Source organism: Exiguobacterium sp. s183 (assembly GCF_018617655.1).
Classification (GTDB): Bacteria; Bacillota; Bacilli; order Exiguobacteriales; family Exiguobacteriaceae; genus Exiguobacterium; species Exiguobacterium aestuarii_A.
On record NZ_JACSKN010000001.1, the window covers coordinates 790,365 to 816,174 of the forward strand.

At 45.7% G+C, this 25,810-nt stretch carries 26 protein-coding genes and 1 pseudogene; 3 read left to right on the top strand and 24 right to left on the bottom strand.

What is annotated here, in order from left to right; genetic code table 11:
• Position 1: 1 nt before the first annotated feature.
• The 3 genes from hisD to KNP62_RS04250 are packed head-to-tail and all read right to left on the bottom strand — an operon-like array spanning position 2 to position 2,744.
• A complete protein-coding gene (hisD, locus tag KNP62_RS04240) occupies positions 2 to 1,219 on the bottom strand; it encodes a histidinol dehydrogenase (RefSeq protein WP_214783573.1) in 1,218 nt (405 codons plus the stop codon).
• Positions 1,216 to 1,824, bottom strand: a complete 609-nt coding sequence (gene hisG / locus KNP62_RS04245) for an ATP phosphoribosyltransferase (RefSeq protein ID WP_214691980.1) — start codon at positions 1,822 to 1,824, stop codon at positions 1,216 to 1,218. Before hisG ends, hisD begins: the two co-directional genes overlap by 4 nt.
• Positions 1,821 to 2,744 (bottom strand): ATP phosphoribosyltransferase regulatory subunit, encoded by a 924-nt coding sequence (locus tag KNP62_RS04250; RefSeq protein WP_214783576.1) that lies wholly within the window; start codon positions 2,742 to 2,744, stop codon positions 1,821 to 1,823. Before KNP62_RS04250 ends, hisG begins: the two co-directional genes overlap by 4 nt.
• A gap of 110 nt (positions 2,745 to 2,854) precedes the next feature.
• Between KNP62_RS04250 and hisJ the strand changes: the two genes are divergently transcribed.
• Positions 2,855 to 3,673, top strand: coding sequence for a histidinol-phosphatase HisJ (gene hisJ, locus KNP62_RS04255; RefSeq protein ID WP_214783579.1), 819 nt, complete (start codon positions 2,855 to 2,857; stop codon positions 3,671 to 3,673).
• Positions 3,674 to 3,824: 151 nt separating this feature from the next.
• Here hisJ and KNP62_RS04260 read toward each other — a convergent pair whose 3' ends face one another.
• From KNP62_RS04260 to KNP62_RS04320, 13 genes and pseudogenes are all read right to left on the bottom strand, one after another.
• On the bottom strand, positions 3,825 to 4,175 hold the full coding sequence (locus KNP62_RS04260) for a hypothetical protein (protein WP_074034584.1): 351 nt from the start codon (positions 4,173 to 4,175) through the stop codon (positions 3,825 to 3,827).
• 200 nt (positions 4,176 to 4,375) lie between these two features.
• Positions 4,376 to 4,951: a deoxycytidylate deaminase gene (locus tag KNP62_RS04265; RefSeq protein ID WP_214783582.1), complete on the bottom strand. Its 576-nt coding sequence runs from the start codon at positions 4,949 to 4,951 to the stop codon at positions 4,376 to 4,378.
• Between the two features lie 51 nt (positions 4,952 to 5,002).
• Positions 5,003 to 6,232, bottom strand: coding sequence for a toxic anion resistance protein (locus KNP62_RS04270; RefSeq protein WP_074034586.1), 1,230 nt, complete (start codon positions 6,230 to 6,232; stop codon positions 5,003 to 5,005).
• Positions 6,216 to 6,938, bottom strand: coding sequence for a 5-bromo-4-chloroindolyl phosphate hydrolysis family protein (locus tag KNP62_RS04275; RefSeq protein ID WP_214691961.1), 723 nt, complete (start codon positions 6,936 to 6,938; stop codon positions 6,216 to 6,218). Before KNP62_RS04275 ends, KNP62_RS04270 begins: the two co-directional genes overlap by 17 nt.
• Positions 6,939 to 7,135: 197 nt before the next feature.
• Positions 7,136 to 8,488 (bottom strand): sodium-dependent transporter, encoded by a 1,353-nt coding sequence (locus KNP62_RS04280; protein WP_214783584.1) that lies wholly within the window; start codon positions 8,486 to 8,488, stop codon positions 7,136 to 7,138.
• Between the two features lie 122 nt (positions 8,489 to 8,610).
• Positions 8,611 to 9,483: a diacylglycerol/lipid kinase family protein gene (locus tag KNP62_RS04285; RefSeq protein WP_214783587.1), complete on the bottom strand. Its 873-nt coding sequence runs from the start codon at positions 9,481 to 9,483 to the stop codon at positions 8,611 to 8,613.
• Positions 9,480 to 10,985 carry an ABC transporter permease/substrate-binding protein gene (locus KNP62_RS04290; RefSeq protein WP_214783590.1) on the bottom strand — a complete coding sequence of 502 codons (1,506 nt, stop codon included), beginning with the start codon at positions 10,983 to 10,985 and terminating at the stop codon, positions 9,480 to 9,482. The genes KNP62_RS04285 and KNP62_RS04290 overlap by 4 nt, the downstream gene beginning before the upstream one ends.
• Before the next feature lie 10 nt (positions 10,986 to 10,995).
• Positions 10,996 to 11,712 (bottom strand): annotated as a pseudogene (locus KNP62_RS04295) (ABC transporter ATP-binding protein); the annotation flags it as partial.
• Between the two features lie 107 nt (positions 11,713 to 11,819).
• Positions 11,820 to 12,545, bottom strand: coding sequence for a 3D domain-containing protein (locus KNP62_RS15655; RefSeq protein ID WP_285800603.1), 726 nt, complete (start codon positions 12,543 to 12,545; stop codon positions 11,820 to 11,822).
• Between the two features lie 238 nt (positions 12,546 to 12,783).
• A complete protein-coding gene (locus KNP62_RS04305; RefSeq protein WP_214783593.1) occupies positions 12,784 to 13,236 on the bottom strand; it encodes a GDYXXLXY domain-containing protein in 453 nt (150 codons plus the stop codon).
• A complete protein-coding gene (locus KNP62_RS04310; RefSeq protein WP_214783596.1) occupies positions 13,233 to 14,417 on the bottom strand; it encodes a DUF2157 domain-containing protein in 1,185 nt (394 codons plus the stop codon). The genes KNP62_RS04305 and KNP62_RS04310 overlap by 4 nt, the downstream gene beginning before the upstream one ends.
• Before the next feature lie 17 nt (positions 14,418 to 14,434).
• Complete coding sequence (locus KNP62_RS04315; protein WP_012726121.1) at positions 14,435 to 14,635, bottom strand: DUF2187 family protein; 201 nt, start codon at positions 14,633 to 14,635, stop codon at positions 14,435 to 14,437.
• Positions 14,636 to 14,675: 40 nt separating this feature from the next.
• Positions 14,676 to 15,299 carry an NUDIX hydrolase gene (locus KNP62_RS04320; RefSeq protein ID WP_224860765.1) on the bottom strand — a complete coding sequence of 208 codons (624 nt, stop codon included), beginning with the start codon at positions 15,297 to 15,299 and terminating at the stop codon, positions 14,676 to 14,678.
• Between the two features lie 112 nt (positions 15,300 to 15,411).
• Here KNP62_RS04320 and KNP62_RS04325 point away from each other — a divergent pair, with 112 nt between their 5' ends.
• Positions 15,412 to 16,950: an FAD-dependent monooxygenase gene (locus tag KNP62_RS04325; RefSeq protein WP_214783602.1), complete on the top strand. Its 1,539-nt coding sequence runs from the start codon at positions 15,412 to 15,414 to the stop codon at positions 16,948 to 16,950.
• Positions 16,951 to 17,000: 50 nt separating this feature from the next.
• Here the strand turns inward: KNP62_RS04325 and KNP62_RS04330 are convergent, their stop codons facing one another.
• The gene (locus KNP62_RS04330) at positions 17,001 to 17,252 is read right to left on the bottom strand and encodes a hypothetical protein (RefSeq protein ID WP_214691944.1); all 252 of its coding nucleotides are present in this window, start codon (positions 17,250 to 17,252) and stop codon (positions 17,001 to 17,003) included.
• Between the two features lie 95 nt (positions 17,253 to 17,347).
• On the opposite strand from KNP62_RS04330, the gene KNP62_RS04335 reads away from it, so the two are divergent.
• On the top strand, positions 17,348 to 17,635 hold the full coding sequence (locus KNP62_RS04335; RefSeq protein WP_214783605.1) for a hypothetical protein: 288 nt from the start codon (positions 17,348 to 17,350) through the stop codon (positions 17,633 to 17,635).
• A 33-nt stretch (positions 17,636 to 17,668) separates the two neighbouring features.
• On the opposite strand, the gene KNP62_RS04340 is transcribed toward KNP62_RS04335, so the two are convergent.
• The 7 genes from KNP62_RS04340 to KNP62_RS04370 form a co-directional block, all read right to left on the bottom strand.
• Entirely contained in the window at positions 17,669 to 18,244 is a 576-nt protein-coding gene (locus tag KNP62_RS04340) for an NERD domain-containing protein (RefSeq protein WP_214783608.1), read from the bottom strand.
• Positions 18,245 to 18,263: 19 nt separating this feature from the next.
• A complete protein-coding gene (gene gpsB, locus KNP62_RS04345) occupies positions 18,264 to 18,560 on the bottom strand; it encodes a cell division regulator GpsB (RefSeq protein ID WP_214691933.1) in 297 nt (98 codons plus the stop codon).
• 4 nt (positions 18,561 to 18,564) lie between these two features.
• Positions 18,565 to 19,110, bottom strand: coding sequence for an SLOG family protein (locus KNP62_RS04350; protein WP_214691931.1), 546 nt, complete (start codon positions 19,108 to 19,110; stop codon positions 18,565 to 18,567).
• Complete coding sequence (locus tag KNP62_RS04355; protein WP_214783611.1) at positions 19,107 to 20,270, bottom strand: ribonuclease H-like domain-containing protein; 1,164 nt, start codon at positions 20,268 to 20,270, stop codon at positions 19,107 to 19,109. Before KNP62_RS04355 ends, KNP62_RS04350 begins: the two co-directional genes overlap by 4 nt.
• Complete coding sequence (locus tag KNP62_RS04360) at positions 20,267 to 22,516, bottom strand: DEAD/DEAH box helicase (protein WP_214783614.1); 2,250 nt, start codon at positions 22,514 to 22,516, stop codon at positions 20,267 to 20,269. The genes KNP62_RS04355 and KNP62_RS04360 overlap by 4 nt, the downstream gene beginning before the upstream one ends.
• A 16-nt stretch (positions 22,517 to 22,532) precedes the next feature.
• On the bottom strand, positions 22,533 to 23,093 hold the full coding sequence (locus KNP62_RS04365) for a hypothetical protein (protein ID WP_214691926.1): 561 nt from the start codon (positions 23,091 to 23,093) through the stop codon (positions 22,533 to 22,535).
• Between the two features lie 80 nt (positions 23,094 to 23,173).
• Positions 23,174 to 25,810, bottom strand: a complete 2,637-nt coding sequence (locus KNP62_RS04370) for a transglycosylase domain-containing protein (protein ID WP_214783616.1) — start codon at positions 25,808 to 25,810, stop codon at positions 23,174 to 23,176.

Sequence of the window (25,810 nt, forward strand, 5' to 3'; positions counted from 1 at the left end):
ATCATACGTCCTCCATCCGAACAGCCATGGCACGGGCATGTCCTTCTAATTGTTCTTGTTTGGCGATTCGAATCGCAGCCTTTGTGATCGCCTCATCAAGCTCTGTCATCTCAAGGAACGTCTGACGGCGATAAAAGTCATCCACGGACAATCCACTCGAGAATCGCGCCGTCCCACTTGTCGGAAGGACATGGTTCGGTCCTGCGATATAATCCCCAAACGCTTCCGCCGCCTCGTGACCGAGGAAGAACGACCCGCCGTGACGTATCGCACCCATCAACATTTCAGGATTTTTGACGGCCAACTGGACGTGCTCCGCAGCCATCGTGTTCGCGTACTCGATGGCATCTTCTAGTGATCGAACGATGACTCCGCCACGTTTCAATGATTCCCTGGCAATCTCTTGTCGTGGTAAGAGCGAAAGTTGACGCTCAAGCTCTTGGTCTACTTCATCACGAAGCGTTTCTGTCGTGACGAGTGCGATTGCCGTCGCTTCTACGTCATGTTCTGCTTGTGCGAGAAGATCCGCCGCGACCCACTTCGGATTTGCCGTTTCATCGGCAATGATCAACACTTCGGACGGTCCCGCTACAGAGTCGATCCCGACGATGTGCGAAACGAGCGCCTTCGCCGTCGCGACATACGCATTTCCGGGTCCGACAATCTTATCAACCGGACGAATCGTTTCTGTCCCATATGCGAGTGCGGCAACGGCTTGCGCGCCTCCGACAAGAAAACACTCATCAGCACCTGCGATTTTTGCTGCAATCAAGAGAGAAATGTCGATCCCATCTGCTTTTGGTGGGGTGACCATGACGACTCGTTTGACACCGGCCACTTTCGCCGGAATGATATTCATCAGGACGCTCGACGGATAGACGGCTGTCCCACCAGGTACGTAGACACCGACCGAATCGAGCGGCATATAACGTCTTCCGAGTCGGAACATCGTATCTTCGAACACATCATCTTGACGTACTTGATGCGCGTGGAAGGCGCGAATCCGTTCTGCCGCTAAGGTCAACGCTTCCGTCAGTTCAGCATACGCTGCCGGCGGGGTAAAGCGAGACAAATCGACAGACTCGATTTGGTCGACCCCATCGAATTGACGCGTCCATTCAAGGAGTGCTTCATCTCCGCGTGCCTCAACCGCTTCTACGATTGGTTTGACCGCTTCCGCCCAAGCTTCTCGCCGTGATCGATTCGTTTCTGTACTCATGCATTCTCCTCCTGACTCAGCTTTCGAATCCATGCCTTTAATTCGTCAGGCTGCTCTGCCAAAGCCGTTTCGCTCGTGATGAATTTTGCATTGATTGAAAAAATCGTTTCATATTCCTCTAAGTCATTCGCTGCTAACGTCGCACCTGTCTCGACGATGTCGACGATGCAATCCGCTAGTCCTGTTAACGGAGCGAGCTCCACAGACCCATTCAACGCGATGACTTCTACGTTTTGTCGCTTTGACGCGAAGTGTGAGATGGCGATGTTCGGATATTTACTCGCCACTTTTAATTTCTTTGTGCCATTACGTCGAACTTTCGGACCACATACGGCCATCCGACAGCGTCCGAACGGTAAGTCGACGACTTCAAGTACACCTGGCGTTTTCTCTCGTAAAATATCACCGCCGACAATTCCAACATCAGCCGCTCCGTGCATCACATATTTGTAGACGTCGTCCCCTTTGACGAAAATAAATTCATGATCTCCTGCTTTTACTGTGAGTTCACGTCCCCGCTTCTCTGGCCAAACGGGTAAATCACGTTCGACAAAAAATTGACGAGCTGCTTTTTCGATTCGTCCTTTCGCGACCGCTACCTTCATTTGATCACCTCATCTAACTGTTCTAAATCGAGTGACATGCCGAACGCTCGTCTTGAGTGTCCGAAATGACCATATAGTGAATCGTATCGTCCCCCTGAAAGGACACGCTTTCCTTCTACACTTCCCGTCACGGTCAAACCTGAATAGTAATCGAAATCTCCCGTTTGACCGAAATCGTACGATACGTCTAGACCGATTGCACGCAAATGTTGTACGGCCTCATCGACTTCATCGATGGCATCGTTTAGAGACTCTGGTGCCTCAGCCCGTAATTCTTCGAGCGCTGAATTCCCAATTAAAAATGGTAGTTTTGCAATTAATGGATAGCGATACGTTTCGGCTAACTCACGTAGCGATTCTAAATTTCGAAGTGCTAAGATTTTTCGGAATGTCCGTTCTTGAATGCCTGTCTCTTTCGCGATGAGCGAGATGACAGCCGCTGATCCGATTTTGATTGTCAAACGCTCAGTAGGCAGGACTCCTTCCGTCATATCGAGAAATGATTCGATAAGATGACTGTCCTTCATTTCCCCGTCGACCCACTCGAGTCCAAGCTGTTGTCGTTCATGTGGTTGACCGGAATGCTTGATCGTTCGACGATAGACGGCCCCAGCGTATGCGACACGCATCGGTTCATGACCGTCTGCTAATTTTCTTGCGATTTGCAATGTATAGTCAGGGCGCATGACGAGAAGTTCCCCGTCATTCCCGAATAACCGATAATAGGCTGACTCGTCAAAGAGCGCCAAATTTTGATAGTGCGAATAGTATTCGAGTAACGGCGGGTCGATGACAGCATAACCGCTCGCCTCTGCCTTTTCTAAAAATGACAGCATCCACCGCTTTGGTCGAATGACATCTCCTGATTGTAGTTCATACCATCCTTCTGGAATTGAACCTTTCGAATTTGACCAAATCATGATAACCACCCTTTATCTTATTATCACTTTACCAAACTAAAGTAGTGTGTTAAATTTATCAAACAGAGAAACACCTGTCAACCAATTGAACTGAAAAGGACGTGTAACGGATGTTTAACTTTACCCATGATGGCCATGTGCATACCCCATTTTGTCCACACGGCACAAAAGACCCGATTGAACAGTATATTCAAGTCGGGATTGAAAAAAACCTGCAAACGATGACGTTCACAGAACACGCACCGTTCCCACAGGCATTTATCGATCCGGTGCCGAATCAAGACTCCGCGATGTCGATTGACCTCCTTCTTGACTACCTCAATACGTTGCATCAGATGAAAAGTCAGTATCAAGAGGTCATTGACATTAATGTAGGACTAGAAGTCGACTTGTTACCACATCTAGAAGAAGAGACGATTGCTTTGTTAAAACCATATGCTCCCCTTCTTGATGAAGTCATCTTGTCCCAACACTTTTTATTGGTAGATGGTGTGTATATGCCGATAGATTATTCTGCTGAAACGTTTGACGACCTCGTTCAAGCGCTCGGTTCATTTGAAAACGTGATGAAAGCTTATTATGACTCGATTGAACGTAGTCTTAGCTTTCCATGGGAAACGATTCAAGTCGCTCGGATTGGACACATCGACTTACCGATCAAATATCAAAAAAATTATGACTGGGATCGTTCAGCAGTCAGACAAGAGGAAGAACGTCTCTTACGAGCGATTGCCGGCAGAGGATTCGGTCTCGATTTTAATACCGCCGGACTTAGAAAGCCTGATTGTGGTGAGCCATACGTCGCAGGACTTGCCAAATATGCGAGCCAATTGAATATTCCTTTCACGTTAGGATCAGATGCTCACCTCGCTAAAGATGTAGCCGCTGGATTCGACATCATTGCACAAAAAAAAGCCACGTTCCTATGAACGTGGCTTTTTGACAGCGATCTAGCTATCTAGATCCCCATGCTTATGTTTGACAACGATATGGCGTTCCATTTCTTCATCTGTAAATATCATACCATAACGAAGAATAGATGCAACAAAAAATTGGGTGAAATGGTTCACCCAATTAAAATCACATCGCTGCGTATAAAGTTTTCAAGTCGTTTGTCGCTGCCTCATCCATTTGGAGGGCTACAAGTTCAACATATTGAAGGGCAGGATCTTGATCTTTTGATAAAGCAACGATTTCAGCGGCTGCCTTATCGAGTGCTAACAAAATGCCTGACACCCCGAGTGTCGGATAATAACGAAGAAGTGCACGGACATGTTTAATCTCAGAAACTTCATTTCCATTGATGGTCAACGATTTGACTGCCAATTCTTGATGCATGCCAATCGCAAATTTATCTTCCCATACTTCTTCAAGTGTGATTAACGCTTCTACTTCATATGCACCATCTGTAAAGCGAACGTGTTTTTCCATGAACAAATTCCCCTCTCCTGAATCTACTTTTATTATATAAAAGATTTTAAAGAGTATATTGTGAAATATTGAACATTATGTGTAAAGTTTGTCTCACTTCATGTTGAACAACAAAAAAGGCCCCTCCGTAGAGGGGCGAATAATGGAAGAGTAAAACACCATTGGCAGTACATTAATAATATATCATCTAATGAAAACGTTTACAATGTATTTTTGTACATTTTTTCAAGTGGCATATGTAACACTTCGATCCCACTCTCACGCATTAATTCTAATCCATCACCATGCTCATATCCGACCGCATAGACGACGCGGGCGACGCGCGCTGCAATCAGAGCAAGAGAGCAGGCATGACACGGTGAATGAGTGACGTAGGCCGTTGCACCGAACGCATTCGTCGAATCGGCAGCCAATTTTCCGATCGCATTGATTTCGGCATGAATCTCATGTTGTTTCGACCAGTGATGATGATCATACGGGTCTGTACATTTGATATATGTCACACCATCCCGGATGAGCCGAGCGGGCTCATTGATCATATCGAGATCCGACGATGAAACATAATCAGCATGCTTATAGAACCCGTCTTCTTGCTTGATATAAATCTCATTACAATTCGTATGACCAGAAGGTGTACCATTCAGACCAATTGAAATCGGTTTTTCATCTTTTACGATGACACAAGCAACACTTTTCGATGCACACTTCGAATGTCGTTCTGCCATCATATCGGCGAACAATAGCCACGTCTCGTCCCACAATCGTTGTTTCTCCATATAAGCCCCTCCTCGTAGAAAAGGAAAGTCTGATTGCTCAGACTTCCCTTCTTAATATCCTGTATCCTTTGGCAGTTCTTTATTTTTTGAGGCAATCTCAATGACTTTCTCTTTGAGTTCATGCTCCATCCGGTCGAGTTCACGTTCGGCGTCACGACGCTTTTGTTTACCTTCTTGTTGAATGCGTAACGTTTCATCGAGTGTCGAGAGTAAATTCTCGTGGGCGACTTTAAGGGATTCCACAGAGACAATCCCTTTTTCATTTTCTTGAGCGATTTCAATCGAAGAGTCTTTGAGCATCTTCGAGTTCTGCTCAAGCAACTGATTGGTCGTCTTCGTCACGTCCTGTTGCATACGAAGTGCCGTCTTCTGACGCGTCAAACTAAGCGCGAGAACGACTTGGTTCTTCCAAAGCGGAATCGTATTGACGACCGCTGACTCGATTTTCTCAGCGAGGATTTGGTTGTTCTGTTGGATGACTCGGATTTGTGGCGCCATCTGTAGGCTGATGGTACGACTCAATTTCAAGTCATGTAGCTTCTTCTCAAACCGATCTGCCAATTGAATCATATCATTCAACTGTTGAAGTTTAGACTGATCTTTTGAAATTTCGACTTCTTGACGAAGTGGCGCGATTTCATGTTCACGTACATGATCAAGTTTCGTTTCACCCGCAGCGATATAGACGTTCAACTCTTCGAAATACCGCTTATTCTTATCATACATTTGATCGAGCATCGTGATGTCTTTCATCAGACCGAACTTCGCACGATCGAGGTTATGGATGACCTCTTCCAAATAGACGTTCATTTTTTCGAATTGAAGCTTATAGTTTTCGGCTTTCTTCTTTGCACGACCGATGAGCGGGATGTTGTCCATAAAACTCTTTTTCTCCGGTTGAAGCATGTCCGGGTCCATCTTTCGGACGTTCTGCATTAAGTCAGACAAGAGTTTCCCCGCATCCCCGCCATCTTTCATTCGAACTTCCGTCAGAATTTGGTCAGAGAATTGTGAAAGTTCACGTTGAACGTTCGAACCAAACAACATGACCGAATCTGTCTTTTTAATATCAATCGACTCCGCCAATCGTGTAATTCGCTCACGGTGCTCTTGAGGCACGTCTGGCTTGGCTTGGATGGCAGGTACTTCGTGAGGTTGTGAAACAGATGACCATTCCACAGATGGGTCGCTAAATCCCTCTGTTTCTGTTTTCGTTTTCGTATCAGATGTCAGCTCTTCTTCCGGCCATGACTGCCAGTTCGTTTCATTCGATGAAGTCATGTTTCTTTCTCCCTTCCGGCTGATCAGATAAGACTCGCTCCATCATGATCAGTTCGCGTTCGAAGTCTACGGCGTCATCTTCAAGAAGACGTCCGCGTTGTTCTTTAAATTTATCGACAATTAGTCGCATATTCGTGATTAATTGCTCTCGAGTCTCTTCTTGAATGACGACTCGTTTTCCTTCAAGTTCTTTAAATTTCAAGACGACCGAGACGAGGGAATCTAAGTAGAATGTGAACAAGTCTCGAACATGTTTTGCGTCTTGTGGATTTTCGAAAAGTTCTTCGAACAATTCGTGTGCTTCTTTGGAGACAGCTTTCATCTCACGCCTTACTTCCACATCTTTGATTTCAGGAAGGACGCGGTCAATCTGTTGCAGCTTTTCATATCCTTGTTCAATCGTACGTTGCAAAAATTGAAGTTCTAAATCGTCCGTCGCTTCGAATTGACGCGCCGGGACGGGTTCTTCAATCGGCTTAAGGATTCTTGAACCTGAGAAAGGTTCGTCCTCATCGAGCAACAGTTTTTTCTTGGCACGCTTCGCGACCATTGTCGGTGTTCGTTGACGGTTTTTGCGCTTGTTCGTCGACCAGACTTCATTCAAGACGAGCGCCCCTACTATAATGAATAACCAGGAGAAATCGAATACGTTGATGGCAAAGTATATGACTGCCCCTGTCAGGGCCCATTTCATCCATGTTTTCATTCTTTTCACCTCATCTCATGTTACTTCTATTGTACATTACGAAACCTATCAAAAAAAGTTTCGTCATCCCTATCATTTTAGCATAATAAAATTCGTTGTTCCCTCCGTCCACAGGTGTAAAAACGAGTACCTATATCGACTTCTTTCCCGTTGTGCTATGAAAAAAACCGTAGACCTTTAAGCCTACGGTTTGTCTATTATGTTGTGACCCACGTTGATACCATTACAATGGCTACTGTCACAGGAATGACGTAGCGAATGAGCGCATGCCAGATCGGATAAAGCTTCTTACCCGGTTCTGACGTTTGAATCTCATCTTTCAAAATACGTTGATCGACGACGTATCCGACAAAGATCGATGTTAAGAGCGCCCCGACCGGCATTAAAATATAGCTGACGAGGTAATCCATTGTATCGAAGAACGTACGCCCATTCCAAATCTGTAAATCACTCAATAGTCCGAATGACAAGGCAGATGGAACGCCTACGACGAACACGAGAATGGCTGCCGTTACGGTTACTTGCTTCTTCGTCCAAGTCGATTTCTTTTCGTTCAACCGATCTGTCACACCCGCGACAACAACTTCTAACATCGCGATTGACGACGTGATCGATGCGAACGCGAATAAGAGGAAGAACAACACCATAAAGAACCCGCCAAGTGGTACTTGGTTAAAGACAGCTGGTAATACGACGAACAGTAACGCCGGACCTTCAGCCGGATCAAGTCCTGAAGCGAAGACTGCCGGGAAAATAGCAAGTCCAGCTAAGAGTGAAACCGTGATGTTCAATAGAACAATCATGTTCGCAGAACGGTTCAACGTTCCTTTCGTCTTGATATACGACGCATATGTCAACATCGCCGCTACCCCTAACGATAAGGAGAAGAAGGCTTGTCCTAGGGCAAATAGTACAGATTCACCCGTCAATGCAGAGAAGTCAGGTTGTAAGAAGAAGCGAACCCCTTCCATCGCCCCGTCGAGTGTCAATGAACGGACGACGAGTACGATGAAGCTAATGAACAAGAGCGGCATTAAGATTTTGCTCATCCGTTCAATCCCTGCTTCGACCCCGCGTAAGACAATCAATAACGTGATCAACAAGAATAAGAATTGTCCGAGCACCGCGATGCCAGGTGTTGACACGACATTTCCGAATACATCTCCGAACTCGTCAGCTGTACGTCCAGTTAACGTCCCACTCAAACCGAGACCGATATAAATGAGGACCCATCCTCCAATAACACTATAGAAGGAAAGCAACAAGAAACATGCGATGACTCCTAAATAACCGATAATACTCCAACGACCATGCCCTAATTGTTTGAAGGCAAGAAGTGCCGTCTTTTGAGTTGAACGTCCAACGATGAATTCACCAATCAATAATGGCAGACCAAGTAATAATGTGAACGCCAAAAACATGAGTAAAAAGGCACCGCCCCCACTAGTTCCAGTGACATATGGAAATTTCCATATCGCACCTAAACCGATTGCCGACCCTGCGGCAGCTAGAATGAATCCAATTTTTGAGGCGAATGAGTTTTGCGCCATGATTACCCCTACTTCCTGTTTTTCATTTCATTTTCATAATAATAGTGAAATACTAACACGGTTCAAGGGTCAGGACAACATAAAAACAGAGAAAAGTCTGAATACTTTTCTCTGTTGATGCTTTATGGCGTTAAAAACGTGAGAGCCTGCTCTCGAATCTGGATTGCTAAGTGATCTGTTTCAAAATGTTCACCGTCGATATCGATGACTTGTGGCTCATTCAACTCAACTTCGACATATGAAGTTTGAAAGTGATTCCACTCCTCTGATTTTTGATCGAGACCGAGCTGTTGGGCTAACAATTGTCGAATCATCGGAAATCCAATAGACGAACTGTGAACGACTTCTAACATGCCATCCGAAAACGATTGCGTCTCCAATTTCGTCGGTACGGTTCCGAGATAACTCCCGTTCCCTACATATAAGAAGCTGACGTCTCCTTCGTAAAGAAGTTCATCTCCTCGACGTAACCGAATCTGAAATGGGTCAGCTTCACGAAATTGGCGGATAGTTGCAAGAAAGTAGCCGATTGAACCTAAAGATTCTTTCTCGCCCGGGTCGATTTGACGTGACGTATCTGCAATCAATCCGACTCCAACGAAATTGAGGGCATACATCTCATCTACTTGAATCACGTCCACATGTTGCTCATGGTTCGATTTGATGAGGCTCGCGGCTTGTGTTGGTTGAATAGGAAGTTCGAGCGCTCGTGCGAAGTCGTTACACGTCCCTGCAGGAATGATTCCTACTGTCGGTCGCTCCTCAAGCTCTAACGTCATCAACCCATTGACTACTTCATTGAGTGTACCGTCTCCCCCGATGACAATCAGATGGTCGAACGATCCACTTTCTTTTGCAAATCGAAGTGCGTCCCCGATTTCTTGTGTCTTCTTGATGATGATTTCTTCATAGAGCGATTCAATCGTTCCGATGACTTCCCCGAGCATCGTTTCGCTCGTACCGGACTTCGGATTCGAAATAATCAATGCTCTCATAATAACCCTTCCTGTTCTAAGAAGTCTTTCGCTACATCATAGGCGCGTTCATTTCCGTACGCGACACGACGGTTCAATTCAGACATTTGTTCGTCTGTGATTTTACCTGCGAGCTGATTGAGTGCATCTTCAATTTCTGGATACTCTTCAAGCGTCTCTTCTTTCAAGAGCGGTGCCCCTTGGTATGGCGGGAAGAACTGTCGATCGTCTTCTAGAACGACAAGGTCGTTCTCGGCGATATCAGGATCCGTTGCATAAGCGTCTACTAAATTGACATCTCCTCGTGAAATGGCACGATAGCGTAATTTTTGCTCCATCGAGACGACGGATGGGAAATCAAGACCATACTCGTTTTGAAGTCCTGGATATCCGTCTTCACGGTCGGTAAATTCAAGTGTGAATCCGGCTTGTATATCAGACTGAACGTTTCGTAAATCTGAAATGGCGGAAATGCCTTCTGCCTCTGCATAGTCACGTGGGATTGCGAGTGCGTACGTATTGTTAAACTGCATCGGTTCGAGCATGACGTACCCGTCTTCAGCAAGCGCCTCTCTAGCTTGTTCATATACTTCACGGGCATCGTTTGATTCGGGTGTTTCCTTGACGAGACTCGCGAGTGCCGTTCCGGTGAATTCTGGATAAATGTCAACATCACCAGATTGGAGGGCGCCCCATACAAATGTCGTCTCCCCAAAGTTCGGCTTCACCGATACAGTCAAATCTGTTTCTTCTTCAATCAACAACTTATACATATTCATAAGAATTTCTGGCTCTGGACCGAGTTTCCCAGCTACGACAAGGTCTGTCTCTTGCGAGCGACCAAATGCGAGCGGTGTGATGATGATGAGGGCGAGTACGGTAGAGACGGCAATCAATTTCGTCTTATTACGTGTCGCTGTCGCACCTTCCATCTGACGTAACAAGAAGTCAAACAGGAGGGCTAAAATGGCAGCTGGGATGGCACCCAATAGAATTAAGTAATTGTCATTTCGGTTAATCCCGAGCAAGATCAGCGTACCGAGTCCGCCTGCACCGACGAGAGCGGCAAGTGTCGCCGTACCGACGATGAGGACCATCGCTGTACGGATACCTGCCATGATAACAGGTAAGGCGAGCGGAAGTTCGACTTTCATCAAACTTTGATTCGGTTTCATCCCACAAGCTCGAGCTGCTTCAAGTAATGATTTGTCCACTTCGTTTAAACCAGTGAATGTATTACGTAATATTGGCAATAGCGCGTATAATACGAGCGCAATAATGGCAGGTAATGCCCCAATCCCGACGAGCGGAATCATCAATCCAAGCAAGGCAAGCGAAGGAATCGTTTGAATAATCGCAGTGACACCAATGGCGGTTTCAGCAATTTTCTTGCGACGCGTCAGCCAGATTCCCAATGGTACGGCAATTAAGACGGCAATCAAAAGCGATACGACAGAGAGCTGTAAGTGCTCAATCAGTGCCTCGACAAGCTGTCCTTGTCTATTTTGGAACGTCTCAAGCATCCAGCTCACCTCTTCCACGTTGTGTAAATTCTAAGACGAACGGGTCTTCACTCGCCAAGATTTCTTCTGGTGTTCCGACTAGCATAAGTTCTCCATCACGCATTAACGCAATACGATCCCCGAGCTTCATCGCCTCTTGCATGTCGTGTGTGACAAACAGAATCGTCTTCCCGAGTTCGTCATTTAGTCGTTTGATGTCATCTTGCAATTGGCCACGACTAATCGGGTCAAGTGCAGAGAACGGTTCATCCATAAGGATGACGTCCGGGTCTGCCGCTAAGGCGCGCAATACACCGACGCGTTGCTGTTGACCCCCAGATAGTTCCGAAGGCTTCTTCGAACGTAGTTTTGGATCGAGACCGGCAATTTTCATCAATTCCGTCACCCGGTCTTTTGTTCGTTCTTTTTTCCATTTCAATAGTTCAGGTACGACAGAAATGTTTTCTTCCACTGTCAAATGGGGGAATAAAGCAATTTGTTGGAGCACGTAACCGATGTTACGACGCAATTCGAAAATATTGAACTGGTAGATCTCTTTTCCATCGATTAGAATCTTTCCATCCGTATGATCAATTAAACGATTCACCATTTTCATTGTTGTAGTCTTTCCACAACCGGAAGGTCCGATCAATACAAAGATTTCTCCCTTTTCTACTGTTAAGCTTAATTCTTTGACGGCTAACGTCCCGTCCTCATAACGTTTTGACACATCACGAAACTCAATCAACCTGATCCCTCCTCGACTATTTCCAAAATGGAAATTCAAATAGTATTTTGCCCTATTTTCTGCTTTATTAAACAAAAAAAAGGCCCTCCTTCCGGAGAACCTCATCATTAATAAAGCGTAACTTGAATATGTCGACGCCCCCACTGGATGGCATCCTGTTTTGAATCGACGAGTAAATCGACGATATGTCCTTTGATTCTGCCGCCTGTATCAAGGGCAATCGCGTCACCGACACCTTGAATATGGACTTTAGAACCTAATGGAATAATCGCCGGATCGACGGCGATAATTCGCATCCCATTATAGTAGATTGAATCTGTGACATCATGACCGGTTGCCGTTAAGACACGACCGCCATACGCCTTGTTATCAGCCACATCATTCGAGTATGCTGTCGATTCGACTGTAATGACTTTCTTATTCGGCGACGTAGACACCGGTGTTGCCGTTGTTTTCTTGCTCGAAGAAGCCGCTGCTTGTTGTGCTGCCGCACGTTCTGCTTCTTTACGCGCTTCTTCCGCTTTACGCTCTGCTTCGAGTTTAGCAAGTCTTGCTTTCTCTGCTTCCGCTTCTGCTTTCGCTTTTTCAGCAGCGAGATGTTCTGCTTCTAAACGTTTCTCTTCAGCGATGCGTTTTTCTTCAGCAATTTTCTTTTGGCGAGCGATTTCTTTTTGTCGTTCTTCTTCGATCGCTTGTCGTTCAAGTTCAAGAGGATTTTGGACGATCTTCTGTTCTGTCCCGATTCCGATCTGAGCAGCATCTGCTTGATCGACAAATGTGAACATCCCCATCATCGCGGTTCCAAATAGAATCATATATTTAATGAATTTCATCGTAGTAAGGTCATCACCTTTCTCGTTATGTAACGAACAGATGTTAATTTACCACGACCCGTCACATTCGAGTAGCCATTTCAACGAAGTGAAACATTCCTGACATATGACTTCAAAAGTGGTTACAGATTGTAACAATTGCAAAAAACGTTGCTATTACTAGGTTTCACAAAAAAATTACAGATTCGTTACAATAAGTCTTGTAACAAACCTGTAATCTCCCTGTCATGCGGTTTACTTATTCAATTGGCTTTAAATCATGCAATCTGAGCATCCCCCACGGTGCAACATCAACTTCCACTGTGAACGATTTTTCACCCTCGACCCTATCCACTTCATCTAGAGGGACACGATACGATCCCATTTCTTCTATATAAAGGTTACGGTCATAATAGTTCGCGCGTACTCCTCCGAAAAACGGTTTTGACTCCACTCGGTCGATGACAGCAAAACCATCTTCCCCTTGTTCAAACGAGACGTAAACGGTTCCCGTCTCCACATTATGACGGCCTTCGAATTCATCGTACTCCAGATAAATCGAGTCCCCAAAGTACGGATCATACGGTTCGAACGAGGTACCCTTGAACGTGTATGTCTCCCCCACCCACGAGATGGCGTAAACAAGGATGACAAACAAAATCGCAATCATGACTTGGACGGCAGGAATGATCCACGTTGACAACCGTTTCATGTCGTCACATCCCTTCTCGTACGATTACGCCACCATAATCCGAGTGACAACGCAAAGACGATCAGTGCACCAATCAAGAAGAAGAGAGATATATCGAGACGGTCCCAAACGTAAATGAAATAAATCGTCATTTGGACGACTAAGAAATAGATGAAGGCAAAGATGGTTCGTTGTCTCGTCATGTCTTGACGAACGAGATAAGCCAATGCAATCACTTCAATTAATACCGCCAAAAGAACACCAGAGTCCTCGAACAACGTGAACGGGATGACTGCGAGCAAACTTACCCACATCAAATCGCTCCGACGATGAATCAAGTAGACGGCAACGAGCGCAATGGATAAAAGCGTAGCCTCTATAATCGAAGGCGGTCTTTGAGAGAGCCAGCTTTCCGTGACGTTCACCAAATAACCGATGGATAGAATGGCTGCGACGAACAAATATACAGCTTGCCATGCAGCTTGTTTTCGATAAATGAGAAGCAGCACATGTAGAATAACAAGAGACCAAAGTGGCCATAGTCTACCTTCATAGTCGACATATTGTCCAAAAATGTTGAGAATGCCATAAAAGGTAAGCCAAGCGAACGTTCGGTCTAACGATTCTTCCACAAAATGGAACCATACCCATGTCACGATGAGTGCAAATCCGATCAACGTCAATCCGAGACTTTCGAAACTGTTCGTAACGGCCATAAATGCGGCGATAGCGGAGATCACCGAAAAGATGATGTGCTCATATATGATTCGGTGAAGGACTGCCATTGTGAACAAAATCCAAAATAGAAACGTCAACTGCCCCGAAAGGTTATACGTAGTAAAGATGACCGCCATGGTCGCTACAAAAAAGACGAATCCTAGTACTCGCAATAATGTCACGTACCTTGGGGTTTTCAATCGGACCCGTTCGGCAAACACATAAAATCCAACCATAAAAATGAGAAATAATCCAATCTTCAAAAGGTCGGGAATCGCCTGCCAATTGGCTGCGACGAAGCTGAATAGACTGAGTGCCAGTAAAATCGATCCGACAATGACTAAAACAGGCGGCTTGTGATCATGTTGCCCACTAGCCGCCCGTTGTTTATGTTCATAGTCGACTAGTCTTTTACCGGTCGCTTCATCTAACAAACCCGCCTCTTGCCATTCACGTACTTTTTTGTCAATGGACACCTGAATCATCCCTTTCGGAAAAAAGGTCAGCTGGCGCGTTCAATCAATTCTAATTCTGATTTTAGTAAAACTTGTTTCTCAAACTCGAGTCCGAGCTGTTGGAACTCTTCCATAATCGATACGTCTCCGATTACAGTATTGGTCAGTACGGCGGTCACTTCTGCGACCCATCCTTCACGAGTCGACTTCACGATATCACCTACGAGGAATTCTTCAGACACACCCATTCACTTCCAATCTAAATTTGTTTCTATCATTATAACGAAATTATGTCGGTTTGAATACGTTTTCTTTTATGCGTTGAATAAATTGTGTCAAAAATTTTCCAGTAAGTCCCCAAATGATATAGTCCTCATGTTCATAAAAAGGTTCTCTCATTTTAATTACCCGTTTTTTGTACGCTTTAGCATTCGCCAATCGGTCTAACGGAATATTTTGATCTGGGTTCATCGTCCATTCCATCTCCCCATGAAACGGGTCAATCATGAGCAAGGTGGATACCGGTACCGTAAACAAATGATCGACCTCATCTGTCTCTTTTACGGTCGGCAACTCCGCCAACATGCCCACAAAGGGATAAATCAATTGTCGATGGGGCGTGGCGAGCGGCCTCAATTTACCGATGACCTCGATTTGACTGGAGTCAAGTTCGAGCTCCTCACACGTTTCTCGAACCGCTGCTTCGACAGGCGTCTCCCCTTTTTCAAGTCGTCCACCAGGAAATGAAATCTCTCCAGGCTGCTGCCGCATCGTGTGGGCACGTACTTCAAACACGACGTGCCATTCTTTTTCTATTTCAACGAGCGGTATCAAAACCGCTGCCGTCTGTTCATAATCTTCTTCCATTGTAAAGCTATCTCGAATTTGCTTTTCTTTGATCCATGGCTGCACACCGTTCACTCACCTTCCGTCATCGAATATCCTATACCGTTCTATACCCCACTTTTCGTTTAATCGCTGCCAATGTCGGAAATATCATTATTAATGATAGGAGTTGATCACTTTGGACGAACAAGTGGATGTACTAATCGTTGGAGCCGGACCAACCGGCCTAACACTCGGCCTCACCTTAGCTAGATATGGCGTATCATTTCAAATCATCGATCGAAAAACGACCCCGTCGGATAATTCTCGAGCCATCGGAATCCAACCGCGTACAATCGAAGTGTTTTCTCGTTTGGATGTTGCACAAGAAGTGCTCGAACGGGCACGGACGATTGAGCGAGGGAATCTCTACTTCTCAGGTCAATGGACGGCAAAGCTCGAGTTTTCAAAACTTGTCACCCCTTATCCGTTCGTGACACTACTTCGTCAAAATGAAACAGAAGAAATTCTAGAACGGGCCTTAAAAAAACATGGTCACTCGGTGAAGCGTGGAGAATCACTCTCTTCCATCACTCAATATCCATCGCGTACAATCGCTCATTTGACTGCTGAAGGCGGAACTCATCGTTCGGTCGAAGCGAAGTATGTCGTTGCTGCTGATGGCGCCAATAGTTCGATTCGTCGAATGCTCGCCCTCCCATTCAGTGGAAAGTCGTTCAAAGAGGCGTGGGTATTGGCAGATTTGAAAGCCGATTTTCCGATTTCTCGCGAAGAGGTTCACATTTTCTTCTCGGACCAAGGGGTGCTCGAAGTATTTCCACTCACGGATGAAACGATTCGAATCACAGGAAACCTACGGACCGATGAGTCGTTTGTCGAATCAGACCTCCAACAATTCGTGGAGCAACGTAGTCATATGCCCGTTCACATACACAATGTCGAATGGTTCTCGCTCTTTCGGGTTCATAACCGGATGGTCGATACGTTCATCCATAATCGCGTCATTCTAATGGGTGATGCCGCCCATATCAATTCACCGGTCGGGGGGCAAGGAATGAATACCGGGATTGCGGATGCATTCAACTTGGGCTGGAAACTATGGCTCCATTTGAAGACGGGGGCACCGCATCAAGTCGTCTCGACGTATCGGAACGAGCGTGAACATGTTGCCAGAAATGTACTACAGACGACAAATGTCGCGACTGTGATGCTTCAGACGACGTTGCCGATGCTATTACCGTTTCAAGCGATTGGGGCAGATGTCTTCACTCGCGTCAATCTCGTCAATCAAAAAATCACGGAACGGATCTCTCAACTTCATCTATCCTATCCAAAAACGTTACGCATGCCGTTTCGCCGCGTCGCAGAAGGGAAGATATTCCCAGAGACGGAAATTTTACGAACAGATGATGGATTTCGGACGAAGATTTCAGAGATTGCCGACGGTCGCTTCCAAGTACTCGTTTTCGACGATGGCAAACGTGATTTGACGTCAATCTATGAGTACTTAAATCAGCATCATCCGTTCATTCAGACCATCACCTTGTCGAAGACGAGTCGTCCATTTTTCGACCAAGGGAATGAACTCGCCAAGTCCCTGTTTATGAAACGTGGTATTTTGGTCATTCGTCCGGACGGTTATTTATTGCACAAGCAACATCACGTCCGTCTAAAACCGCTGCAAGAGAAGTTGGCCGTCTGGCTTCCATCATCTTAAAAGTTTATAAATGGAGAGCCTCACCGAATTGGTGAAGCTCTCCATGTCATTTATTCTTCAACATTTACGTACAGAATACCTGGTTTTGAGAGCGTCAAGTCATAGAATGCTTCGAACGCTTCGATATCTTCTAGCTTTCGAAAATCAATCTTGTCAGTCTCCTCATTTGGGATGGCAACGATAATCCCTTCCTCTGTCGACTTGATCATGCCCGTTTGTCCGTTGTGAATGCGAATATAGAGAACTTGTTGATCTTCAAGAAGTGAGATAGCCTCTCGTCTTGATTGAATCGGTTTTTTCATATAATCCCCTCTTTTCCATTTTAGTATAACGTTCAGTTCGTATTGCTTTCAACTCGCCACCCTATTAAACTTGTGTAAAGAAGGGGTTGAATGCGTTGGAAACATTATTCATCATTGTACTTGCCATCTTGTTCGTCATTTTAGTGACGATTCGGACGATTCGGAACTTAAAATGGATTCGCTTCGGTGAAGCGTTCGGGAAACAAGGGGAAGAACTTCTAGGTGACTATCATTACCTGACAGAACAGGGAATCAACTGTCGCATCGAGCAAGGACTTCCGACCGGAAAGTTATTAAAGCCGCTCGCGAAAAACTTAGACGACCGTGTCGCACTATTCGTTCATCGAGATGATGCGGCAAAGGCAAGAGAACTCTTGAAATAAGAAGAAGGCCAAATACAATATTTGGCCTTCTTCTTATTTATGTACTTGTCGTTCAGAGCAATAGTAGGCGATTTGTTTAACAAGTGGCTCCGTCAACGTTTCAAGATTCGTTTTGCTGATGACCTGATTGACGAATGCGAAAGAATCCCCACAATTGGCCTTGACCCGCTTAAGCTTCAACTGTTCCGTCTCCGGGAAAATCAAGAATGAATAGACAGGAATCGCTTGCCCACATTCCTTTTTCAACCGTGTCCGTACTTGTTTCGTCATTCGCTCTAGCTCCGTGAGAGGATGTGGGTAGATATGCTTCCATCCCATAGACGTCTCCGTTCGACACTCGCGGTTCGTCAAATGGACAGGGGCTGGAGTTCGATTTAATTGAATCAAGAATACACCTTTCGGTCCGACGAGCACGTAATGAACGAGATCCTCGCCAAATTCGACTTGTTCAATCATCATCCAATCAAATCGACAGGTGTGCCTGATGTTTTCGACGAGACGATCTGTATAGCTTGTCGGTGCTTTCATCACTTCTTCTTTCGTTCGAAACAGCTTTCTTGATTGTTGTTTAACGGGTTGTTTTTCCGTAGCCGTTAACACTTGCAACATTCACTCCACCCCCTATTCCTTATTCGCTTGGTCCCACTTGCTTTCCGAAGACTGCTTTTTCAAGATTTGAAATGCGACGTAACATATCATAGTTCGACGCAACAGGTTGCGCTGGTTTTGTAGGTTCTGCCACTGGTGCCGATTCGCGACGCAATGAATCATTTTCTTTCTGAAGCCGTTCGATTTCTTTCGCCATCTTTTCATAATCGCGGATGACGACATCTAAAAATTGATCGACTTCTTCTTGCGAGTAGCCTCGTAATGCCGTTTTAAATTCTTGTTTATAAATTGCCTCTGCCGTTAATTCGGTTTGCATTGTATCACTCCCATTGTTGTTCCCATTGTTTTTCTTCCTCAATGACACGTAAATCTTCCTGTGTGATGAGAAAGACCTCCATATTTGGCTTTCGCCGAGCCCCTTCGACTAGAAAACGGGGACTTCCCTCCGTTTCTTCGTCATACAAGGTAATCAATCCTTCTGCTTTATCTAAAAAGAATGCAGTTTTTGCGCGTAATTGACTCGGATCCTCATATGGACGTTGCGTCAACGGTTCAAAGAAATCTGCTTCGAGTTGAAGTTGAACAAACAATTCTTGTTCGAACGGTTTATAGCGTTCGTCCATATTTAAGAACGGAGGAAATACCGCAATTTTAATCGGATATGTTTCTCTTAACTCTAACAATACTTGTCCGGCCCATAATTCACAACCGTTCGTTCCACTAAAGATGAACCATTCAGCACCTAATTCAATGACTTCCAGGATTTTTTTTCGGTAAGCTTCTTGAATGATGTCGATCCCCGGATGGTCCGCTTTGAAAATCCCAAGTTCATGGGGACGATATCCTGTGACGGCTACAACTTTCATGATCGCTTCCTTTCTAGACGGGCAAGCCGATGTTCGAGCTCGGCCTTCTCGCGATTAACGGTTTGACGCAAAACGGTGCGCTTTTGCTCGAGCAGTTCGACGGCTCGTTCCGTGTAATCAATCGCGAGTGCCACGTCCTTCTGTTTATGCTCTGCGTACTTGGCGAGCTCCACATACCCTTCAATCGTATGCAACGATTCAAAGAGCGGAATTGCTTGCTCCATACGACCTGTTCGTTTCAATAAGAGCGCTTGCCGCATGATGGCTCGTTTCGAAGGGTCAGACAGCTGCTCGAATTCTTTAAGTGCCTGCTCCTGCTCCCCTAGGTCATGCAACCAATGCGCACGCTCTTCTCCGAAATCGGTCTCAGGAGTCATGACGAGTTGACTGAGTCGCGTGTAAAGAGAGACGAGGCTCAAACAATCCGCATGATGGTGCTCAAGGACCGGCATGAGAATCTCAGGGTTGCGCTCTTTGACGTACTGAAAATAATGCATCGGAGCTAAAAATCCAGGTAGATCATCCGTCCGTCCGTGACCGAAATACGTTTCGACCGCTTTGAGCGACACCGATTCTAATCGCGGTTTCAACAATCGTCTTGCCGCATGTAGTAAATCGACATGACCGACGGAAGGCAATGCTTTTACCCGTGATTTGACAAACGTATGTCTCGTTTTGATTTGTGGCCAGTCAAAAGACTTTCCATTATAGGTGACGAACCGTACCTCATCCCCGATGTCCTGTAGAAAATGATAGTAAAAAGCAGTCTCAAAGGCAGGATGAGGCAAGACATACTGAATCATTTCAAGCTGTTCCGCACGAATCCGTGCAAATCCGATCAAGAAAATCGACGTCCCGGACCCACGTAATCCGGTCGTCTCTGTATCCATAAACAAGACTTGATCCGGTTTTAAGTCGACCGCGAAAAACGGATGTTCCGTTTTCTGCATCATTCGTCTGGCGTCTCCGAACGCATAGTCGTGATAAATCTCATCGAGCGGATAGGTGTTTCGGATTCGGACACACCATTCTCCTTCGAACGTTAAAATTTCCCCACCTTGTTCAGTCCATTTCTGTTGTTCCACTTCATCAGGTGAGGTAACGCGCGGGCGTTCGACAGGTTCTTTCGTTTTAATCAATCTTGATAATTTTGCTTTCATAACGATCCTTTCAAAGCTTGTAACTGACGGATGACTTGATGCTTGAAGTCTCCATATCCAATCATACCGACACAGCGAGGGCATCCACTCTCACAAGGACAATCCGATACCGTCCGCTCTGCTGCCTCGAGCACCATGTCTGCATCTTTATAGAGCGCCTCACTGAGACCGATGCCACCAGGATAACGGTCATATAAATAAACGGTCGGTTTATTCGTATGAGTCGACTTCATTTGAATGGTTGTAAATAAATCGAGCGTATCACACATGAGATAGAGCGGTGCAAGCCGTCTGAACAAGTCACTAACCGCTTCGAGTTGATCTTCAAGATCTGCCTCCGAATAAGCAAAGCGTTCATCTAGTGTGAACCATGTCGCCGTCGTATGCAGTTCTCGCTCCGGAAGATGAATCGGCCCTGATCCAATATTCTCATGCGTCCCGAATTTGATTTTTTTAAAGAGCGTGGCCATCGCAATGACCGACACTTCACCAAACGTTTTTGCACCATCCGTCTTGTTCTCTTCGAGCACTTTTAGTTCTACTGCCAGATTCGCATCCGTATAGTAGTCGACATCGACGCGACGGACGAATGCCTTCTTCTCTTCAAAGTCTAATTTTTCGACTTGATACTGTTCAGCTCCGTGTAAATAAATAGCTTCATCATGTAACAAGGTCATCGCGCTGAACGTGTCCATTTCACCGATTACTTGATGCTTCGCGGTTTGGTCGACAATGACGACATTCTCTTGGTCGCTCGTTCGAAGGGAGATATCGTGCGCCGGGAATGAATCGGTCATCCAATAATATTTATTCGCTCGTTCGTGTAGCACTTGTGCGTCTGTCAGGAAATCTAAAATATCCTCCGTGTCGACCGTTCCGAAGCGCTCTCCTTTTTGAAACGGTAGTTCAAATGCGGCACACTTCATGTGGTCGACTAAAATGATCAAGTTGTTCGGGTCAAGACGAGCCGCTTCCGGCGAACGGTCTAAAATCATATCAGGTTGTTCGACGACAAGCTGGTCAAGCGAGGAAGACGATGCAACGAATACGACGAGCGATTCCGAGTGACGTCTACCGGCACGACCCGCTTGTTGCCAGAGTGAGGCGACGGTTCCAGGATAGCCATTGAGGACACATGCTTGCAATTGACCGATATCCACACCGAGTTCTAACGCGTTCGTCGATACGACTGCTTTGATTTCGCCATTTCGTAAGCGCCGTTCAATCTCGCGTCGTTCAGAAGGAAGATAACCGCCTCGGTACCCGACGATTGATTTTGGTCCGAGTTCTCGTCGTGTCAGTTCTTGTAAATACGTCAGAAGCACCTCGACTCGGACACGTGAACGTGCGAAGACGATGGTCTGGATGTTCGCTTCAACAAGCTTCGATGCGATTCGTTTCGTCTCAAGCGTTGCACTTCTTCGGATTCCGAGCGCCTCATTGACGACAGGAGGATTGTAGAAGACGAGGTGTTTCTTCCCTTGTGGCGCCCCGTTCCGGTCAATCAATACGACTTCTTCTTCCGTCAATAATTCGGCGAGTTCTCGCGGGTTTGCAATCGTCGCAGAAGTCATAATCCATTTTGGGTGACTCCCATAATAGGCACAAATTCGTTTCAATCGGCGAAATACGTTGGCCACATGACTGCCAAACACGCCACGATACGTGTGCAGCTCATCGACGACGATGTATTCTAAGTTTTCAAATAGACGAATCCATTTCGTATGGTGCGGTAAAATACCGGAATGTAACATATCCGGATTGGTGATGACGATATTCCCCGCATCCCTGACTTTCGTTCGGGCAGCGGGAGACGTATCCCCATCATACGTGAAGCATCGTAAATCCCCTTCAAGTGCCTCGACCATCTCCATCAAGTCACTATTTTGGTCCTGGGCGAGCGCTTTTGTCGGGTATAGATAAAGTGCACGTGCTGTCGGTTTTTCAATCATTTTTGAAAGTACCGGTAAGTTATAACACAATGTTTTCCCTGATGCGGTAGGGGTCACAATGACGGTCGAATGACCGGCAGCCGTTTGTTTCACAGCCTCAGCTTGGTGCGTATACAGTTGCTCAATTCCCCGATTTTTCAACACGTTCGTCAACTGTTCCGGTACTTGCTCTAGAATGGGTGCATATTGTGCCGGACGTGCATCAACTGTATGCCAATGACGAACGTTTTTGGCAAAGCTCGGGTCTTCTTTTAATTCTTGAATCATCTCTTCGACGGAGCGTGATTTTCGCATCAGTTCACCTTCTTTTTTATGAGTTCGAAGGTGCAAGTTCGACTACGGTTTGTCGGATCGATTGAATCCGTTCATCTCGTATCATTCTCGATACAGCGGGCATTTTTAAAATGGTCATGTGTTGAAACGTATCAGCCACATGTGCATTCTCTTCTTCGAGGCGGATGAGCGCGTCTGAAAATAGACGTTGTGTCGATCGACCGAATAAGACAATGGTATGTAGCTTCGTACATTTCGAATGAACCGCTAATAGATGTTTGGCGTAGCGTTGCACCGTTTTATAATAATCTTCGTCTGTCGATAACTGTTGACGGTTGCCACGAAGTAAGTCTGGATAGTAGGATTCTTCACCCGTGAACATCGTTTCGACTCCGATTCGTTTTAAGTAAGAATGTCCAATCGCTTCAGCGACGGTTTGATCTTGGATGAGACGTCCGAGTGGAATCGACTCTTTTAATAGCAGATGGGAAAGCTTTAATCCGAGATGTCCACTGAGCGGTACGCCGAAATCGTCGTCTTGCAGTCGATCCATAACAAATAACACTTTCATCTTTCGCTTTAAAGAGAGTTGAACCATGTGTCACCATCCTGTTCCCTTTCTTTTCATTATAACAAAGTCATACGAAAAACAGGGCGCACAATGTCGCCCTGCCTTCCTTAGTTATTTCCGTTATTCGAATTGCCGTTCCCACGTTCCGTGGCTGGCGATTCATTATTCGATTGACCTTCTAGCGGAGCACCTGGATCTTCTCCATCCGTCGGTTGGTCTGTTCCTTCATCCGTACCTTCATCGGTCGCTGGCTCATCAGGATTTTGTTCCTCAGTGGTATCTTCATCGTTTTCGTTGCCGTTTCCGTTACCATTGTTACTATTGTTCCCGTTACCGTTGTTCTCGTCCGATGGGTTGTCTTCGTTATTCTCTTCGTCAGAAGGACTTTCTTCTTCCTCATCCTTCGGTTCTTCTTTTGGTTCAATGGAGTAACTTGCTTGTGCTGGGGCAGATTGCTGTTCACCCGTCAATGGGTTTGTCGCCTTGGCGACGATGGTGAACGTTGTGTCCCCTTCAGCCAAGTTCGAAATATCAATACTCGTCTCTCCCGTCGTACCGACGACTTGTTCACCGCCTTCGGCTGACTGTTGCGTCACGGTGAATGAGATGTCTGAGTAACCATCTGCTTGTGCGCCATCAAAATCGTATGACCATGAGACAGAACCGGCTTGTGAACTTTCGTCATAATTGACGCTTGCACCCGTTGGAGCAGTCAATTTCTCAGGTTGAAGGTCTTTTGGCTTCGTCCCTTTGACATAAAGTTCATTCCCGAGTGATAAGACAGAGTCTGGACGTTGGAAGCGATCTGGTTGACCTGAAATCTTTGTCGCTTCCTGCATCATATATTCAAAGAAATATTGTGCATGGTCAGGATCGAATTGATCAGATGTGGCTTCACTCGATTTTCCCGTCCAAACCGAAATAGAATAATCTGTCGAATATCCTGTGAACCATTTATCTTTTGGAATGACATTTCCATTTTCATCTTTTTCATTTGTCGTACCCGTTTTACCAGCTACATCCCATGGGAATGCACCCGGTACATATGTTCCACCTTCAGCGCTCACTACGTCACGGAGCATATCGGTTAACATATAAGCTGTATAGTCTTCCATCGCCTGTTTCGCTTTGACTGGCGAGTTAATACTTGAACCATCGTTAAATTCAATTTTTTGAATCAAGTGAGGTTTCGTATACATACCATTTGCACCAAGTGCTGCGTAAGCTGCAGCCATCTGCGTCGTACTTGCCTCAGCCGTACCAAGAGCATTCGATTCATTTAATTGATCGCCAGAATATGAAGGTTCGATCCCAACATTTTTGACGAACGATTCAATCGCTTCTTGTCCATACTCATCCCGCACTTCTTGGAAAGCACGAACTGCTGGCGTGTTCGCTGAAATCTTCAAATATTGACGCATCGTGTTTGGTCCACGGAAGCCTGAATAATAGTTACTTGGACTATATGTGCCATCTAATTCAGCGTCAAGTAACACTTTACCAGTCGACCATTGTCCGTTCTCAATCCCTGGACCGTAGTCGAAGAGTGGCTTCGCCGTTGACCCAATTTGATACTTCTCGTTTGAATAGTCACGGTACGTCGTATCACCTTGTTTTTCCTGATGACTATCAACAATCGCCACAATTTCACCCGTCTTCGTATTCAGTACGGTCGCACCCATTCTTAATTCCTCTGGGTAACCGTTAGTTTGAAGATTGACATTGTTTGACTTAATATCGCTATTGATTTTCGTGTGCAATTCTTTGTTGATTGACGTATATACTTTTAGACCTGTTCCGTAGATGTCTGACTGTTCAAGTCCGAAGTCATCTTCTAGCTCTTTAAGCACTCGTGAATAAATCGCACGTGTGAACGCCTCTTCTTCCGTCTCTTCACCAGGTGAGATGACGTCTGCGATGGCAACATCAAGCGCTTCGTTATACTGTTCTTCCGAAATGTGGCCGTCTCGCTTCATCGCAGACAAGACTTGTTCTTGGCGATAACGCGTTAACTCTTGGTCACCATTGATTGGATCGTATGCACTTGGACGTTGCGGAAGACCTGCAAGGATTGCCGCTTCTTGATAGTTGACCTCAGAGACTGGCTTGTTGAAATAGCGTTTCGATGCGGTTTGTACACCGTATCCACCACTACCATAGTAGTTTTTATTTAAATACATCTCTAGAATCTGTTCTTTCGTATACTCACGTTCAAGTTTGAGCGCGAGCCACTGCTCTTGAAGCTTACGCTTCAACTTCTTGTCTGTTGAAAGAAACGACTGTTTCACCAACTGTTGCGTGATGGTTGATCCACCTTCTGCACCGAAACCGTCAGTCAAGTTGGCCACGACTGCGCCACCGATCCGACGTAAGTCGATTCCGTTGTGCTCATAGAAACGACGGTCCTCAATCGAGACGACCGCTTGTTGCATCACTTCTGAAATATCGTCAATGGAGACGTATTCTCGAATTTGACCGGCTCCTTCGAGCGGTTCACCTTCAGCAGAGATTAGCTGAATCGGATACGTATCGACGAGTTTTTCTTCGTCAAGCTCTGGTGCCGTTGCAATCGCATATACGGTATATGCCCCGAACGCGATGACTGCTGCAATAAATAATAAGAAACCTAATAAAAAGATGCGTTTCCACATCGGTTTTTTACTTTTCGTCTTTGGTTGTTTCCCAGTTTTTTTGCGTTTATTCGTCGTCGAATCTTGTCGACGTGCGACCCTACTTCGCTCCAT

Coding starts and splice junctions, on each gene's coding strand:
- hisD (WP_214783573.1), bottom strand. CDS start 1,219: ATGAGTACAGAAACGAATCGATCACGGCGAGAAGCTTGGGCGGAAGCG.
- hisG (WP_214691980.1), bottom strand. CDS start 1,824: ATGAAGGTAGCGGTCGCGAAAGGACGAATCGAAAAAGCAGCTCGTCAA.
- KNP62_RS04250 (WP_214783576.1), bottom strand. CDS start 2,744: ATGATTTGGTCAAATTCGAAAGGTTCAATTCCAGAAGGATGGTATGAA.
- hisJ (WP_214783579.1), top strand. CDS start 2,855: ATGTTTAACTTTACCCATGATGGCCATGTGCATACCCCATTTTGTCCA.
- KNP62_RS04260 (WP_074034584.1), bottom strand. CDS start 4,175: ATGGAAAAACACGTTCGCTTTACAGATGGTGCATATGAAGTAGAAGCG.
- KNP62_RS04265 (WP_214783582.1), bottom strand. CDS start 4,951: ATGGAGAAACAACGATTGTGGGACGAGACGTGGCTATTGTTCGCCGAT.
- KNP62_RS04270 (WP_074034586.1), bottom strand. CDS start 6,232: ATGACTTCATCGAATGAAACGAACTGGCAGTCATGGCCGGAAGAAGAG.
- KNP62_RS04275 (WP_214691961.1), bottom strand. CDS start 6,938: ATGAAAACATGGATGAAATGGGCCCTGACAGGGGCAGTCATATACTTT.
- KNP62_RS04280 (WP_214783584.1), bottom strand. CDS start 8,488: ATGGCGCAAAACTCATTCGCCTCAAAAATTGGATTCATTCTAGCTGCC.
- KNP62_RS04285 (WP_214783587.1), bottom strand. CDS start 9,483: ATGAGAGCATTGATTATTTCGAATCCGAAGTCCGGTACGAGCGAAACG.
- KNP62_RS04290 (WP_214783590.1), bottom strand. CDS start 10,985: ATGCTTGAGACGTTCCAAAATAGACAAGGACAGCTTGTCGAGGCACTG.
- KNP62_RS15655 (WP_285800603.1), bottom strand. CDS start 12,545: ATGAAATTCATTAAATATATGATTCTATTTGGAACCGCGATGATGGGG.
- KNP62_RS04305 (WP_214783593.1), bottom strand. CDS start 13,236: ATGAAACGGTTGTCAACGTGGATCATTCCTGCCGTCCAAGTCATGATT.
- KNP62_RS04310 (WP_214783596.1), bottom strand. CDS start 14,417: ATGATTCAGGTGTCCATTGACAAAAAAGTACGTGAATGGCAAGAGGCG.
- KNP62_RS04315 (WP_012726121.1), bottom strand. CDS start 14,635: ATGGGTGTGTCTGAAGAATTCCTCGTAGGTGATATCGTGAAGTCGACT.
- KNP62_RS04330 (WP_214691944.1), bottom strand. CDS start 17,252: ATGAAAAAACCGATTCAATCAAGACGAGAGGCTATCTCACTTCTTGAA.
- KNP62_RS04340 (WP_214783608.1), bottom strand. CDS start 18,244: ATGTTGCAAGTGTTAACGGCTACGGAAAAACAACCCGTTAAACAACAA.
- gpsB (WP_214691933.1), bottom strand. CDS start 18,560: ATGCAAACCGAATTAACGGCAGAGGCAATTTATAAACAAGAATTTAAA.
- KNP62_RS04350 (WP_214691931.1), bottom strand. CDS start 19,110: ATGAAAGTTGTAGCCGTCACAGGATATCGTCCCCATGAACTTGGGATT.
- KNP62_RS04355 (WP_214783611.1), bottom strand. CDS start 20,270: ATGAAAGCAAAATTATCAAGATTGATTAAAACGAAAGAACCTGTCGAA.
- KNP62_RS04360 (WP_214783614.1), bottom strand. CDS start 22,516: ATGCGAAAATCACGCTCCGTCGAAGAGATGATTCAAGAATTAAAAGAA.
- KNP62_RS04365 (WP_214691926.1), bottom strand. CDS start 23,093: ATGGTTCAACTCTCTTTAAAGCGAAAGATGAAAGTGTTATTTGTTATG.
- KNP62_RS04370 (WP_214783616.1), bottom strand. CDS start 25,810: ATGGAGCGAAGTAGGGTCGCACGTCGACAAGATTCGACGACGAATAAA.